19 protein-coding genes and 1 pseudogene are annotated in these 12721 nt (G+C 69.3%); 18 read left to right on the top strand and 2 right to left on the bottom strand.

Annotated features, from left to right (window positions below; translation table 11 throughout):
- Positions 1 to 76: 76 nt before the first annotated feature.
- A pseudogene (locus ABD954_RS13490) lies at positions 77 to 2066 on the bottom strand (PIG-L family deacetylase).
- A 105-nt stretch (positions 2067 to 2171) separates the two neighbouring features.
- On the bottom strand, positions 2172 to 2966 hold the full coding sequence (locus tag ABD954_RS13485) for an RNA repair domain-containing protein (protein ID WP_345486250.1): 795 nt from the start codon (positions 2964 to 2966) through the stop codon (positions 2172 to 2174).
- 121 nt (positions 2967 to 3087) lie between these two features.
- Here ABD954_RS13485 and ABD954_RS13480 point away from each other — a divergent pair, with 121 nt between their 5' ends.
- The 18 genes from ABD954_RS13480 (at position 3088) to rplF (ending at position 12719) form a co-directional block, all read left to right on the top strand.
- The gene (locus ABD954_RS13480) at positions 3088 to 4275 is read left to right on the top strand and encodes a hypothetical protein (protein ID WP_345486249.1); all 1188 of its coding nucleotides are present in this window, start codon (positions 3088 to 3090) and stop codon (positions 4273 to 4275) included.
- Between the two features lie 463 nt (positions 4276 to 4738).
- The gene (gene rpsJ, locus ABD954_RS13475; RefSeq protein ID WP_003948644.1) at positions 4739 to 5047 is read left to right on the top strand and encodes a 30S ribosomal protein S10; all 309 of its coding nucleotides are present in this window, start codon (positions 4739 to 4741) and stop codon (positions 5045 to 5047) included.
- Between the two features lie 13 nt (positions 5048 to 5060).
- A complete protein-coding gene (gene rplC / locus ABD954_RS13470; protein ID WP_137993938.1) occupies positions 5061 to 5705 on the top strand; it encodes a 50S ribosomal protein L3 in 645 nt (214 codons plus the stop codon).
- 4 nt (positions 5706 to 5709) lie between these two features.
- Entirely contained in the window at positions 5710 to 6360 is a 651-nt protein-coding gene (rplD, locus tag ABD954_RS13465) for a 50S ribosomal protein L4 (RefSeq protein ID WP_345486248.1), read from the top strand.
- Positions 6360 to 6683: a 50S ribosomal protein L23 gene (rplW, locus tag ABD954_RS13460; RefSeq protein WP_265864044.1), complete on the top strand. Its 324-nt coding sequence runs from the start codon at positions 6360 to 6362 to the stop codon at positions 6681 to 6683. The genes rplD and rplW overlap by 1 nt, the downstream gene beginning before the upstream one ends.
- A gap of 39 nt (positions 6684 to 6722) precedes the next feature.
- Entirely contained in the window at positions 6723 to 7559 is an 837-nt protein-coding gene (rplB, locus tag ABD954_RS13455) for a 50S ribosomal protein L2 (RefSeq protein WP_132912402.1), read from the top strand.
- A 12-nt stretch (positions 7560 to 7571) separates the two neighbouring features.
- A complete protein-coding gene (gene rpsS, locus ABD954_RS13450; protein WP_282694361.1) occupies positions 7572 to 7853 on the top strand; it encodes a 30S ribosomal protein S19 in 282 nt (93 codons plus the stop codon).
- A 43-nt stretch (positions 7854 to 7896) separates the two neighbouring features.
- Positions 7897 to 8244, top strand: coding sequence for a 50S ribosomal protein L22 (gene rplV / locus ABD954_RS13445; protein ID WP_009327087.1), 348 nt, complete (start codon positions 7897 to 7899; stop codon positions 8242 to 8244).
- Positions 8244 to 9074 (top strand): 30S ribosomal protein S3, encoded by an 831-nt coding sequence (gene rpsC / locus ABD954_RS13440; RefSeq protein ID WP_345486247.1) that lies wholly within the window; start codon positions 8244 to 8246, stop codon positions 9072 to 9074. The genes rplV and rpsC overlap by 1 nt, the downstream gene beginning before the upstream one ends.
- Positions 9075 to 9079: 5 nt before the next feature.
- Positions 9080 to 9499: a 50S ribosomal protein L16 gene (rplP, locus tag ABD954_RS13435; protein ID WP_030494257.1), complete on the top strand. Its 420-nt coding sequence runs from the start codon at positions 9080 to 9082 to the stop codon at positions 9497 to 9499.
- A complete protein-coding gene (gene rpmC / locus ABD954_RS13430; RefSeq protein WP_128985131.1) occupies positions 9499 to 9723 on the top strand; it encodes a 50S ribosomal protein L29 in 225 nt (74 codons plus the stop codon). Before rplP ends, rpmC begins: the two co-directional genes overlap by 1 nt.
- The gene (gene rpsQ, locus ABD954_RS13425; RefSeq protein ID WP_345486246.1) at positions 9723 to 10004 is read left to right on the top strand and encodes a 30S ribosomal protein S17; all 282 of its coding nucleotides are present in this window, start codon (positions 9723 to 9725) and stop codon (positions 10002 to 10004) included. Before rpmC ends, rpsQ begins: the two co-directional genes overlap by 1 nt.
- Before the next feature lie 104 nt (positions 10005 to 10108).
- Positions 10109 to 10477 carry a 50S ribosomal protein L14 gene (rplN, locus tag ABD954_RS13420; RefSeq protein WP_003956455.1) on the top strand — a complete coding sequence of 123 codons (369 nt, stop codon included), beginning with the start codon at positions 10109 to 10111 and terminating at the stop codon, positions 10475 to 10477.
- A 2-nt stretch (positions 10478 to 10479) separates the two neighbouring features.
- A complete protein-coding gene (gene rplX, locus ABD954_RS13415; protein ID WP_128985129.1) occupies positions 10480 to 10791 on the top strand; it encodes a 50S ribosomal protein L24 in 312 nt (103 codons plus the stop codon).
- Positions 10788 to 11345 (top strand): 50S ribosomal protein L5, encoded by a 558-nt coding sequence (gene rplE, locus ABD954_RS13410; RefSeq protein WP_265864084.1) that lies wholly within the window; start codon positions 10788 to 10790, stop codon positions 11343 to 11345. Before rplX ends, rplE begins: the two co-directional genes overlap by 4 nt.
- 5 nt (positions 11346 to 11350) lie before the next feature.
- The gene (locus tag ABD954_RS13405; protein ID WP_003956452.1) at positions 11351 to 11536 is read left to right on the top strand and encodes a type Z 30S ribosomal protein S14; all 186 of its coding nucleotides are present in this window, start codon (positions 11351 to 11353) and stop codon (positions 11534 to 11536) included.
- Positions 11537 to 11759: 223 nt separating this feature from the next.
- A complete protein-coding gene (rpsH, locus tag ABD954_RS13400; protein WP_041130779.1) occupies positions 11760 to 12158 on the top strand; it encodes a 30S ribosomal protein S8 in 399 nt (132 codons plus the stop codon).
- A gap of 21 nt (positions 12159 to 12179) precedes the next feature.
- Entirely contained in the window at positions 12180 to 12719 is a 540-nt protein-coding gene (gene rplF / locus ABD954_RS13395; RefSeq protein WP_031076678.1) for a 50S ribosomal protein L6, read from the top strand.
- The last annotated feature ends 2 nt before the right edge of the window (positions 12720 to 12721 follow it).

Raw genomic sequence — 12721 nt, 5'->3', positions numbered from 1 at the left:
GAGTTAGGGCCCGCCTCCTTCCCGGGAGGCGGGCCCTTTCGCGTACTCACGGCCTCGTCGTCACGGCGTCACGGCGTCACGGCCGCCACACCCACGGCCGGGCGTCCGCCCCCATCCCCACCACCGCCGTGCCCCGGTGCAGCACCGGATCGCCCGTCGGGACGACGCCCGACGCACGGACGGACAGCCGGCCGCCGCGGTGCAGCTGGACCCGGTGGCGCTCGTCGCGGCCCAGGAGGACGGGGCCGCCCGGGCCGGGGGCGGCGGTGAGCAGGCCGTAGCCGACGAAGGCGGGGGGCCTCGCCGGGAGTGGCGCGGAGCGAAGCGTCGGCCGGGGCGCGGTAGTAGACCTGGACACCGGCCGGACCCGGGGCCGGGACCGCGGCGACCGGGTCGCCGGCCAGGGGGAGCGGCTCGGCGGGGGAGCCGTCGGTCCAGTGGCGCACGGCGGTGCGGCCCGCCGCCAGGACGTGGACCCGGCCCGCCGCGTCGGCCAGCGCCGTCAGACCGTCCTGCACCTCGTCCCCCGAGCCGTCGCCGGGCAGCGCCCGCCACGCGCTCCAGCTGCCGTCGGCCGCCCGTACCCGCGTCGACACGCCCTTGTCCGCGTTCCGTACGAAGAGGTGCACGCGGCCGTCGGCGCCGGTGACCGCCACCGGCGCGCCGATCCGCCGGCCCCGGTCGTCCCCGCGCTCGGGGTTGCCGAGGCCCCGCCAGGCGAGGAACGGGCCGCCGGGGGAGCGCTGCTCCAGGAGGACGACCTCGCGCCGGTTCGGGCCGCCGCGGCCGGACAGGGCGGCGAAGCGCACCCCGAACAGCAGCACCCGGCCGTCGCCGAGCGTCGCAGGGGCGAGGGCGGGCGCCAGGGGACCGCCGCCCAGGTCCTCGGGCTCGCCGAAGCGGCCGGAGCCGGGGGAGACCTCGCGCCAGCGGACCGCGCGCAGCCCCAGCACGCCGTACGCGGCGAGCCGCCCGCCCGGCTCCTCGGCGACGGCCGGACCGGGAGCGGGCCAGCGGTAGTGGGTGGAGCGCACCCAGCCCTTCTTGTTGGTCAGCGGACGGTCGCCGCCGACGCCGTAGTCGCCGCAGCCGGAGGGGTTGCCGCAGTCCCAGTCCGGATCGCCGCCGTACGGGACGAGGTGGGCGGCCTTCTCCGCGAGGACCCGGGGCGGCAGGTTCTTCGGCCAGTGCCGGTTGTAGTAGCCGCGGAAGGCGGTGGTGGTGAAGGGCGGCACCGGTCCCCCGCCCGCGGTGGCGTCGGCGACCCACCGCAGCAGCGCGGCCCAGGTGAAGCAGGCGACGGCGGTGTGGTCGCCGTGGTCGGAGTAGCCGGGCTGCTCGCTGTCCCGCTTGCGGGTGGCCTCGTCGCTGATCTGGATGTCCGGATCGGGGTCGAGGGTGTGCACGACGGTGGGCCGGTAGCGGGCCAGGAGCCCGGCGAGGACCTCGATCAGCTGCCCGTGGTCGTAGGTGTCGGCGCGGGTGACGGGGGAGCCGGCGGACAGGTGGGTGCGCAGTTCGAGGGCCCGGTCCTCCCACAGGGCGGGCAGCGCCATGTAGCGGCGGGTGGTGTGCATGGGCAGGTCGAGGAAGACCAGCTCGACCCGGCGCCCGCCGTGGACGAGGGTGTTCACCTCGCACCGCCGTCCGCCGGCGAGGGCGACGACCCCCTTCCGCCAGGGCGTGAACTTCTCCGCGCCGATCGCTTGCGCGTACGACTGGCGCAGCCCCTGGTGGCGGGCGGAGGAGTAGGCGGCCTTGTCGGGCGGGGTCTCCGGCATGCCCTTGATCCAGTTCTTGCCGGTGTGCTCGCCGGCGGTGACGTACACGGAGACGAGCGGAACCCCGGCGTCGAGCAGCCGCTGGGTGTCGGGGTTCATGAAGTACAGGTCGTCGTCCGGGTGCGCGGCGAACTGCATGAGCAGCGCCCGGCCGGCACTGTGCGCTATGGGCCGGCCCGGCGCCGGGTCGGCGGTGGCCGCGCTGCTGGGCGGTGCGGGTACGGAGCAGCCGGCGACGGCCGCGGCGACGGCGGCGGCTCCGGCGAGCACGGTGCGCCGCGCCACTCTTCTGTTGTCCACCGCTCGTCGGTCCCCTGTGCGTCGGTGCAGCTGGTGTGCGTGTCGTGTACGTGTGTGCGTCCGGCTAGACGGATTTTCCGCGACCGGGGTTCAGCGGTGTGCGGAGGTGTCGCCGAGCGGCACCACGGCCTTCACCCGCATGGGCTCGTCGCCGTGCCGGGCGAGCAGTGCCAGCGCCTCGACCGGGACGCTCGTCGTGCCGAGCCGTTCCTCGCACTCGGCCGCCAGGACGGCGGGCTCGCGGCTGCGGCCGAGCGACAGGTGCGGGGTGAAACCGCGGTCGTCGACGCACAGCGGGAACCGTTCCTCCAGGGCTTCGCGTAGGCGCCGCCACGGCTCGGGGCCGGCCGCCGCCGGGTCGAGCCAGACGGTGGCGTCCGTACGGTGCCGGAACCAGCGCACCCCGCGGAGCCGGGCGCGGAACGGCGGGACGGTCCGCAGGGCGGCGGCGACGAGCGGGATCGCGCGCGGGAAGTCGGCCTCGGGGACGAATCCGTAGACGACGTTCACGTGCGGGGGCCAGCGCCCGATCTGCCGGTCGTGGACGCGGCGGATGCTCTGCACCGGCTCCCACAGGCCGGCCGGCGGCAGCCATGCCAGGGCGGTGCGGTGGGTGGGCGGGACGGCCAGTACCTCGGCGTGGGCCCGGCCCGCCGGGGAGTCGTCGAGGCGGTCGAGCCCGGTCCTGCGGTCCCAGATGAGCTCGCCGTCGGCCTCGAAGAAGAGTACGCGGTGCCAGGGGATGTCACCGCCGGGTGCGAAGTCGGTCAGGGCGAGCCGGGTCGGCCGGTCCGTGCCGCGCTCGGCGACGCCCATCACGAAGCGCTCCGCGTCGAGGCGCGGGTCCCAGAGCACCCGGTGGTAGATCTCGTCGCTGGTGCGCATGTCCGGCGACTGCCCGGCCCGGCTCGGTCACGAACTGATCAAGAGCCCTGACCTGCCCGCTCCACCGCTCCGGCGCCATGAGAACGTCCGGATCGCATCGTGCAGCACAGGGGTGGGACACATGGACGACAAGCCGTCGGACAAGCCGTCGGTCTCGGACGCGGAATGGGCCGCGTTCGTCGAGGCCGCGCGGGAGCAGGGCCTCGGTACCGAGGAGCAGGAGAAGGCCCTGCGGAAGGCCAGGCCGCCGAAGCCGCCGAAGGCACCGAAGCGGTCGAAGCAGCCGAAGCGGCAGGAGCCGGCGGGCTGGCGCACGGGCCCCGCCTGGCAGGAGATGAACGGCCGCGCGGCCCGTCGGCGCCGGGTGAAGGCCGTCGTCGGCATCACCCTGGCCGTCGCGCTCGCGCTGATCGCCGTGCGGCCCCAGCTGGTGACCGGCGTGCTCCCGGACGGCGTGACCTCGGCCCTCCCGTCGAGCTGGACCGACCACCCCGAGGACGCCACGCCCCTCGCCGCCGAGACGGCTCCTCCGACGGCGGCCCCGGAGTACGTCGATCCTGACCGCCCGACCCTGAAGGAGCCCTTCCGCGGCTCCCCGGCCCTGCGCTGGGCCGACGGCGCGGCCGGCATCGAGCTCCCGGCGGCGAAGGCGACCGGCTGGATGTCGAAGGCGCAGGTCGAGTCGGCGCTGAAGCGCTCCAAGGACTTCCTGGTGGCGGCGAATCTGGACCCGGCGGTGCTCAGGGGCGGGAAGCCGGAGCGTGCGCTCGGCCTGCTCGACCCGAGGCAGCCGGACCTCGTGTCCGGCATGGAGAAGGCCCTCGCCAGGCCCTCGGAGCGGAACGACCCCACGCTGCTCTTCAGCCGCTTCTCCCCGGCGGAGGTCCGGCCCGTCGGCACGGTCGTCAAGGTCCGTGGCCGGATGAGCGTCGAGAACGGCAAGGGCGCCGACGCGGGCCAGGTCCTGATCCACACCGACTACACCTTCGTCTACCCCGTCGCGAAGGCCGGGCCGGGCGCCGCGTCGGTGGCCCGCACGGTCGTCCGCCGGCAGATCACCTTCTCCCTGGCCGACCCCGCGAGGTTCGAGGCCACGCCGGGCAGGCTCGGGGTCAGCGCGTGGGACTCCAACGTCGGCAACGACGACTGCGACGGTCCCGAGGACGGCTACTTCCACCCCACGTTCACCGAGGACCGGTACGCCGATCCGGCGGCCCCCGAGCCGTCCGGCCCCGCCGTCGACCCGTACGACCGCAGCAAGGACCTCGACGAGCTCCCCAGCGCGTGCGGCACGGTGACCCGCATCTGAGGCTCGTCGTCGCACCGGACCGCGCGGCCGTGGTGAGCGGCGCGGTCGCTCACCCGGCGCGCCCTTGTGTGTAGCTCCGCGTGACGTGGGGTACAGTCTTGGGCCCCGATTGGCGACCACATGCCCGCGTATGGCAGACTGTCGGGGTTGCTCGGTTGAGTGCCGATGCTGCGCGCCTCCCGCCGGGAGGACCGGAAGCGAGTCCCACAGTACTCGTCGTCCCTTCTCAGGGGCGGACGTACGGGAATCTTCCGGGAAGTGTCAGCGGGGTGCCGACCAGGCACCCGGTGGGTGTTCCGCCCCCGGCTTCGCGGGTTTGTGGGCCCGCACCCCCTTGGTTGGGAAATCCTTCGGGACTTCTTCGTAGAGGGAGTGCGACACGCCCGACCGCGTGGGTCGGAGGAGGAGTCAAGAGAACCCCCGGGTTCCAGAGCGTTACGAGAGACAGGACTACTGAGTAGCCATGGCGGGACAGAAGATCCGCATCCGGCTCAAGGCCTACGACCACGAGGTCATCGACTCCTCGGCGAAGAAGATCGTCGAGACGGTGACGCGCACTGGTGCGTCGGTCGCGGGCCCGGTGCCGCTGCCCACTGAGAAGAACGTGTACTGCGTCATCAAGTCGCCGCACAAGTACAAGGACTCGCGCGAGCACTTCGAGATGCGCACGCACAAGCGCCTCATCGACATCCTCGACCCCACGCCGAAGACCGTCGACTCGCTCATGCGTCTCGACCTGCCGGCGGGCGTCGACATCGAGATCAAGCTCTGAGGTGACGCGCGAGATGGCTAAGAACATCAAGGGCATCCTGGGCGAGAAGCTCGGCATGACGCAGGTCTGGGACGAGAACAACCGGGTCGTCCCGGTGACCGTCGTCAAGGCCGGCCCGAATGTCGTGACCCAGGTGCGTACGAACGACACCGACGGCTACGAGTCGGTCCAGATCGCCTTCGGCGAGATCGACCCGCGCAAGGTGAACAAGCCCCTCAAGGGTCACTTCGCCAAGGCCGACGTCACCCCGCGCCGCCACCTGGTGGAGCTCCGCACCGCTGACGCCTCCGAGTACACGCTCGGCCAGGAGATCACCGCCGAGGTCTTCGAGGCCGGCGTGAAGGTCGACGTCACCGGCAAGAGCAAGGGCAAGGGCTTCGCCGGCGCCATGAAGCGCCACAACTTCCGTGGTGGCAAGGCGTCGCACGGTGCCCACCGCGTGCACCGCAAGCCCGGTTCGATCGGTGGCTGCGCCACCCCGGGCCGCGTCTTCAAGGGCATGCGCATGGCCGGCCGTATGGGCAACGAGCGCGTGACCACCCAGAACCTGACCGTTCACGCCGTTGACGCGGAGAAGGGCCTGCTCCTCATCAAGGGCGCGGTTCCTGGTCCGAACGGCGGCCTCGTCCTGGTCCGCACTGCGGCCAAGGGGGCCTGAGGATATGAGCACCATTGACATTCTGTCGCCCTCCGGCGACAAGACCGGGACCGTCGAGCTCCCGGCCGAGATCTTCGAGGCCAAGGTCAGCATCCCGCTGATCCACCAGGTCGTCGTCGCGCAGCTGGCCGCCGCCCGTCAGGGCACGCACAAGGTCAAGTCGCGTGGCGAGGTCCGCGGTGGTGGCCGGAAGCCGTACCGCCAGAAGGGCACCGGCCGCGCCCGTCAGGGTTCGACCCGCGCCCCGCAGTTCGCCGGTGGTGGCGTCGTGCACGGTCCCGTGCCGCGTGACTACTCGCAGCGGACCCCCAAGAAGATGAAGGCCGCCGCCCTCCGCGGTGCCCTCTCCGACCGGGCGAACCACTCCCGTATCCACGTCGTCACCGGCGTGGTCGAGGGTGGCATCTCCACCAAGGCCGCCAAGACGCTGTTCGGCAAGATCTCGGAGCGCAAGAACCTGCTCCTGGTCGCCGAGCGCTCCGACGAGGCCGCGTGGCTGTCCGCCCGCAACCTGCCCCAGGTGCACATCCTGGAGCCGGGCCAGCTGAACACGTACGACGTGATGCGATCCGACGACGTGGTCTTCACCCAGGCCGCCCTCGAGTCCTTCGTGTCTGGCCCCAAGGCCGATGAGACCGAAGGGAGCGAGGCCTGATGTCCGAGGCCACGATCACCAGCAAGACCTTCACGGACCCGCGCGACGTCCTCGTCAAGCCGGTTGTCTCCGAGAAGAGCTACGCGCTGCTCGACGAGAACAAGTACACGTTCATCGTCGCGCCCGGCGCCAACAAGACCCAGATCAAGCAGGCCGTCGAGGCGGTCTTCTCGGTCAAGGTCACCGGGGTCAACACGATCAACCGCCAGGGCAAGCGCAAGCGCACCCGCACCGGTTTCGGCAAGCGCGCCAACACCAAGCGCGCCATCGTGACCCTCGCCGAGGGCAACCGAATCGACATCTTCGGCGGCCCGACCGCCTGACGGCGGTCGAGTCGTCCGATATCGGACGAGGACTGAGAAATGGGTATCCGCAAGTACAAGCCGACGACGCCGGGCCGCCGTGGCTCCTCCGTCGCCGACTTCGTCGAGATCACGCGGTCCACGCCGGAGAAGTCGCTGGTCCGCCCCCTGCACAGCAAGGGCGGCCGTAACAACACCGGTCGTGTGACCGTCCGCCACCAGGGCGGTGGCCACAAGCGTGCCTACCGTGTGATCGACTTCCGTCGTCACGACAAGGACGGCGTGCCGGCCAAGGTCGCTCACATCGAGTACGACCCCAACCGCACCGCGCGCATCGCGCTGCTCCACTACGCGGACGGCGAGAAGCGCTACATCATCGCCCCGCGTGGTCTGGCGCAGGGTGACCGGGTCGAGAACGGCCCCACGGCCGACATCAAGCCCGGCAACAACCTGGCCCTCCGCAACATCCCGGTCGGTACCACGATCCACGCGATCGAGCTCCGTCCCGGCGGTGGCGCCAAGTTCGCCCGCTCCGCAGGTGCCTCCGTGCAGCTGCTCGCGAAGGAGGGCACGATGGCCCACCTCCGCATGCCGTCGGGCGAGATCCGCCTGGTCGACGCCCGCTGCCGCGCCACCATCGGTGAGGTCGGCAACGCCGAGCAGTCGAACATCAACTGGGGCAAGGCCGGCCGCAAGCGCTGGCTGGGCGTCCGCCCGACCGTTCGCGGTGTGGCGATGAACCCGGTTGACCACCCGCACGGTGGTGGTGAGGGCAAGACCTCCGGTGGTCGCCACCCGGTGTCCCCGTGGGGCCAGAAGGAAGGCCGTACTCGTTCGCCCAAGAAGGCGTCGAACAAGTACATCGTCCGCCGCCGCAAGACGAACAAGAAGCGCTAGGAGCGGGTTTAGATGCCGCGCAGTCTCAAGAAGGGGCCCTTCGTCGACGACCACCTCATCAAGAAGGTGGACGCCCAGAACGAAGCCGGCACCAAGAACGTCATCAAGACCTGGTCCCGTCGCTCGATGATCGTCCCGGCCATGCTGGGCCACACGATCGCGGTGCACAACGGCAAGACCCACGTCCCGGTGTTCGTCACCGAGTCGATGGTCGGCCACAAGCTCGGCGAGTTCTCGCCGACGCGCACCTTCCGGGGTCACGTCAAGGAAGACCGGAAGTCGAAGCGCCGCTAAGGCGCGGATCGCAACAGACACGTAAGTAACTGGAAGGACAACCATGGAAGCCAGGGCCCAGGCGCGGTACATCCGCGTCACGCCCATGAAGGCCCGCCGCGTGGTGGACCTCATCCGTGGCATGGACGCCACGGAGGCCCAGGCCGTCCTGCGATTCGCCCCGCAGGCCGCCTCCGTGCCGGTCGGCAAGGTGCTCGACAGCGCCATCGCCAACGCCGCGCACAACTACGACCACACGGACGCCTCTTCGCTGTTCATCAGCGAGGCGTACGTCGACGAGGGCCCGACCCTGAAGCGGTTCCGTCCGCGTGCTCAGGGCCGTGCCTACCGGATCCGCAAGCGGACCAGCCACATCACCGTGGTCGTCAGCAGCAAGGAAGGAACCCGGTAATGGGCCAGAAGGTAAACCCGCACGGGTTCCGGCTCGGCATCACCACCGACTTCAAGTCGCGTTGGTACGCCGACAAGCTGTACAAGGACTACGTCAAGGAAGACGTCGCCATCCGTCGGATGCTGACGTCCGGCATGGAGCGCGCCGGCATCTCGAAGGTGGAGATCGAGCGCACCCGTGACCGTGTCCGCGTGGACATCCACACCGCTCGCCCGGGCATTGTCATCGGTCGCCGTGGCGCCGAGGCCGACAAGATCCGCGGCCAGCTCGAGAAGCTGACCGGCAAGCAGGTCCAGCTGAACATCCTCGAGGTCAAGAACCCCGAGGTCGACGCTCAGCTGGTGGCCCAGGCCGTCGCCGAGCAGCTGTCCTCCCGCGTCTCCTTCCGTCGGGCCATGCGCAAGAGCATGCAGTCCGCCATGAAGGCCGGCGCCAAGGGCATCAAGATCCAGTGTGGTGGCCGTCTCGGCGGCGCCGAGATGTCCCGCTCGGAGTTCTACCGCGAGGGCCGTGTGCCGCTGCACACGCTCCGCGCGAACGTCGAGTACGGCTTCTTCGAGGCCAAGACGACCTTCGGCCGCATCGGCGTGAAGGTCTGGATCTACAAGGGCGACGTCAAGAACATCGCCGAGGTCCGCGCCGAGAACGCCGCTGCCCGCGCCGGCAACCGTCCGGCCCGTGGCGGCGCTGACCGCCCGGCCGGCCGTGGTGGCCGCGGTGGCGAGCGTGGCGGTCGCGGTCGCAAGCCGCAGCAGGCTGCTGCTGCCGAGGCCCCCAAGGCCGAGGCCGCCGCCGCCGCTCCGGCTGAGAGCACCGGAACGGAGGCCTGACCGAAATGCTGATCCCCCGTAGGGTCAAGCACCGCAAGCAGCACCACCCGAAGCGCAACGGTATGTCCAAGGGTGGCACGCAGGTTGCGTTCGGCGAGTACGGCATTCAGGCCCTCACCCCGGCCTACGTGACCAACCGCCAGATCGAGGCCGCGCGTATCGCGATGACCCGCCACATCAAGCGTGGCGGCAAGGTCTGGATCAACATCTACCCGGACCGCCCGCTCACGAAGAAGCCTGCCGAGACCCGCATGGGTTCCGGTAAGGGTTCTCCGGAGTGGTGGATCGCGAACGTCAAGCCCGGTCGGGTGATGTTCGAGCTGTCCTACCCGAACGAGAAGATCGCGCGTGAGGCCCTGACTCGAGCGGCTCACAAGCTGCCGATGAAGTGCAAGATCGTTAAGCGCGAGGCAGGTGAGCTGTGATGTCGGCCGGTACCAAGGCGTCCGAGCTGCGCGAGCTGGGCAACGAGGAGCTTGTCGCCAAGCTCCGCGAGGCCAAGGAAGAGCTGTTCAACCTCCGCTTCCAGGCGGCGACGGGCCAGCTCGAGAACCACGGTCGGCTCAAGTCCGTCCGTAAGGACATCGCCCGGATCTACACCCTGATGCGTGAGCGCGAGCTGGGCATCGAGACGGTGGAGAACGCCTGATGAGCGAGAACAACGTGACTGAGAAGACCGAGCGCAACGCCCGCAAGGTCCGTGAGGGCCTCGTCGTCAGCGACAAGATGGACAAGACCGTCGTCGTCGCTGTCGAGGACCGCGTCAAGCACGCGCTGTACGGCAAGGTCATCCGCCGTACGAACAAGCTCAAGGCTCACGACGAGCAGAACCAGGCCGGCGTCGGCGACCGCGTCCTCCTCATGGAGACCCGGAAGCTGTCCGCCACGAAGCACTGGCGCGTCGTCGAGATCCTCGAGAAGGCCAAGTAATCCCTCCTAGGGGGACCCCCTAGGAACAGTTCCGCCAGGCTCGGCGTGGGGCCTCATGCGAATGAGGCCCCCGCCGGGAACCGGCAGACAATCAGGAGATAGACGTGATCCAGCAGGAGTCGCGACTTCGCGTCGCCGACAACACTGGTGCGAAGGAAATCCTTTGCATCCGTGTGCTCGGTGGCTCGGGTCGCCGCTACGCGGGCATCGGTGACGTCATCGTCGCCACCGTCAAGGACGCGATCCCCGGTGGCAACGTGAAGAAGGGTGACGTCGTCAAGGCGGTCATCGTTCGCACCGTCAAGGAGCGCCGCCGCCAGGACGGCTCGTACATCCGCTTCGACGAGAACGCCGCCGTCATTCTGAAGAACGACGGCGACCCTCGCGGCACCCGTATCTTCGGCCCCGTCGGCCGTGAGCTGCGCGAGAAGAAGTTCATGAAGATCATCTCGCTCGCGCCGGAGGTGCTGTAAGCATGAAGATCAAGAAGGGCGACCTGGTCCAGGTCATCACCGGCAAGGACAAGGGCAAGCAGGGCAAGGTCATCGCGGCCTTCCCCGCCGAGTCCCGCGTCCTCGTCGAGGGTGTCAACCGGGTCAAGAAGCACACCAAGGCCGGCCCGAACCAGGCCGGCGGCATCGTGACCACCGAGGCCCCGGTCCACGTCTCCAACGTCCAGCTGGTCGTGGAGAAGGACGGCAAGAAGGTCGTCACGCGTGTCGGTTACCGCTTCGACGACGAGGGCAACAAGATCCGCGTTGCCAAGCGGACGGGTGAGGACATCTGATGGCTACCACCACTCCGCGTCTCAAGACGAAGTACCGCGAGGAGATCGCGGGCAAGCTGCGTGACGAGTTCAAGTACGAGAACGTCATGCAGATCCCCGGCCTCGTGAAGATCGTGGTCAACATGGGTGTCGGCGACGCCGCCCGTGACTCGAAGCTGATCGAGGGCGCGATCCGCGACCTCACCACGATCACCGGTCAGAAGCCGGCCGTCACCAAGGCCCGCAAGTCCATCGCGCAGTTCAAGCTGCGCGAGGGTCAGCCGATCGGTGCCCACGTCACGCTCCGTGGCGACCGCATGTGGGAGTTCCTGGACCGCACCCTGTCGCTCGCGCTGCCGCGCATCCGCGACTTCCGCGGCCTGTCCCCGAAGCAGTTCGACGGCCGTGGCAACTACACCTTCGGTCTCACGGAGCAGGTCATGTTCCACGAGATCGACCAGGACAAGATCGACCGCGTCCGGGGTATGGACATCACCGTGGTCACCACGGCGACCAACGACGACGAGGGCCGTGCCCTTCTGCGTCACCTCGGCTTCCCGTTCAAGGAGGCGTAAGCGAGATGGCGAAGAAGGCTCTCATCGCGAAGGCTGCCCGCAAGCCCAAGTTCGGTGTGCGTGCGTACACCCGCTGCCAGCGCTGCGGTCGCCCCCACTCCGTGTACCGCAAGTTCGGCCTCTGCCGCGTGTGCCTTCGTGAGATGGCTCACCGTGGCGAGCTGCCGGGCGTGACCAAGAGCTCCTGGTAATTCCCCCTCGCCCGTAGGGCATTGGGGAACCACAGGAGTCTCTCGGTAAGCAGAGGGTTGGCGGAGGCCCACCCCCGCATGGCTTAGGCTTGTGGGGTTGGGCGTCCGCCGCCCGTACGACTTACTACGCCGTAGGTCCACCGCACCGCACCCGCCCCGTCTCGGATCGGGGAGAGGGATGGTGCACCAGGAAACCCCGGCGAGAGAGGCCGAAGGCCAATTCATGACCATGACTGATCCGATCGCAGACATGCTCACGCGTCTGCGTAACGCGAACTCGGCGTACCACGACTCCGTGACGATGCCGCACAGCAAGATCAAGTCTCACATCGCGGAAATCCTCCAGCAGGAGGGCTTCATCACGGGCTGGAAGGTCGAGGACGCCGAGGTCGGCAAGAACCTCGTGCTCGACCTCAAGTTCGGTCCGAACCGTGAGCGCTCCATCGCGGGCATCAAGCGGATCTCGAAGCCGGGCCTCCGGGTTTACGCGAAGTCCACCAACCTGCCGAAGGTCCTCGGCGGCCTGGGCGTGGCGATCATCTCCACGTCCCACGGTCTCCTGACCGGCCAGCAGGCTCAGAAGAAGGGCGTGGGTGGGGAAGTCCTCGCCTACGTCTGGTAGTCGGGAACGGAGGAAAAGCCAATGTCGCGTATCGGCAAGCTCCCCATCACGGTTCCCGCCGGCGTGGACGTCACCATCGAGGGCCGCACGGTCACGGTCAAGGGTTCCAAGGGCACCCTGACCCACACCGTCGCCGCGCCGATCGAGATCGTCAAGGGTGAGGACGGCGTTCTGAACGTCACCCGCCCCAACGACGAGCGTCAGAACAAGGCCCTGCACGGCCTGTCCCGCACGCTGGTGGCCAACATGATCACCGGTGTGACCCAGGGGTACACGAAGGCGCTCGAGATCAGCGGTGTCGGTTACCGCGTGGCCGCGAAGGGCTCCAACCTGGAGTTCCAGCTCGGCTACAGCCACCCGATCCTGGTGGAGGCCCCCGAGGGGATCTCCTTCAAGGTCGAGTCGCCGACCAAGTTCTCGGTCGAGGGCATCGACAAGCAGAAGGTCGGCGAGGTCGCCGCGAACATCCGCAAGCTTCGCAAGCCCGACCCGTACAAGGCCAAGGGCGTGAAGTACGCGGGCGAGGTCATCCGCCGCAAGGTCGGAAAGGCTGGTAAGTAAGC

Origin of the sequence: Streptomyces roseoviridis, assembly GCF_039535235.1 — a bacterium.
GTDB lineage: Bacteria > Actinomycetota > Actinomycetes > Streptomycetales > Streptomycetaceae > Streptomyces > Streptomyces roseoviridis.
Note: the sequence above shows the minus strand (reverse complement) of the source record. Positions and strands in the feature narration are given on the sequence as shown.

Bases quoted from the DNA above. Each gene is read 5' to 3' on its own strand.
- ABD954_RS13485 (WP_345486250.1), bottom strand. From the start codon at position 2,966: ATGCGCACCAGCGACGAGATCTACCACCGGGTGCTCTGGGACCCGCGC.
- ABD954_RS13480 (WP_345486249.1), top strand. From the start codon at position 3,088: ATGGACGACAAGCCGTCGGACAAGCCGTCGGTCTCGGACGCGGAATGG.
- rpsJ (WP_003948644.1), top strand. From the start codon at position 4,739: ATGGCGGGACAGAAGATCCGCATCCGGCTCAAGGCCTACGACCACGAG.
- rplC (WP_137993938.1), top strand. From the start codon at position 5,061: ATGGCTAAGAACATCAAGGGCATCCTGGGCGAGAAGCTCGGCATGACG.
- rplD (WP_345486248.1), top strand. From the start codon at position 5,710: ATGAGCACCATTGACATTCTGTCGCCCTCCGGCGACAAGACCGGGACC.
- rplW (WP_265864044.1), top strand. From the start codon at position 6,360: ATGTCCGAGGCCACGATCACCAGCAAGACCTTCACGGACCCGCGCGAC.
- rplB (WP_132912402.1), top strand. From the start codon at position 6,723: ATGGGTATCCGCAAGTACAAGCCGACGACGCCGGGCCGCCGTGGCTCC.
- rpsS (WP_282694361.1), top strand. From the start codon at position 7,572: ATGCCGCGCAGTCTCAAGAAGGGGCCCTTCGTCGACGACCACCTCATC.
- rplV (WP_009327087.1), top strand. From the start codon at position 7,897: ATGGAAGCCAGGGCCCAGGCGCGGTACATCCGCGTCACGCCCATGAAG.
- rpsC (WP_345486247.1), top strand. From the start codon at position 8,244: ATGGGCCAGAAGGTAAACCCGCACGGGTTCCGGCTCGGCATCACCACC.
- rplP (WP_030494257.1), top strand. From the start codon at position 9,080: ATGCTGATCCCCCGTAGGGTCAAGCACCGCAAGCAGCACCACCCGAAG.
- rpmC (WP_128985131.1), top strand. From the start codon at position 9,499: ATGTCGGCCGGTACCAAGGCGTCCGAGCTGCGCGAGCTGGGCAACGAG.
- rpsQ (WP_345486246.1), top strand. From the start codon at position 9,723: ATGAGCGAGAACAACGTGACTGAGAAGACCGAGCGCAACGCCCGCAAG.
- rplX (WP_128985129.1), top strand. From the start codon at position 10,480: ATGAAGATCAAGAAGGGCGACCTGGTCCAGGTCATCACCGGCAAGGAC.
- ABD954_RS13405 (WP_003956452.1), top strand. From the start codon at position 11,351: ATGGCGAAGAAGGCTCTCATCGCGAAGGCTGCCCGCAAGCCCAAGTTC.
- rpsH (WP_041130779.1), top strand. From the start codon at position 11,760: ATGACCATGACTGATCCGATCGCAGACATGCTCACGCGTCTGCGTAAC.
- rplF (WP_031076678.1), top strand. From the start codon at position 12,180: ATGTCGCGTATCGGCAAGCTCCCCATCACGGTTCCCGCCGGCGTGGAC.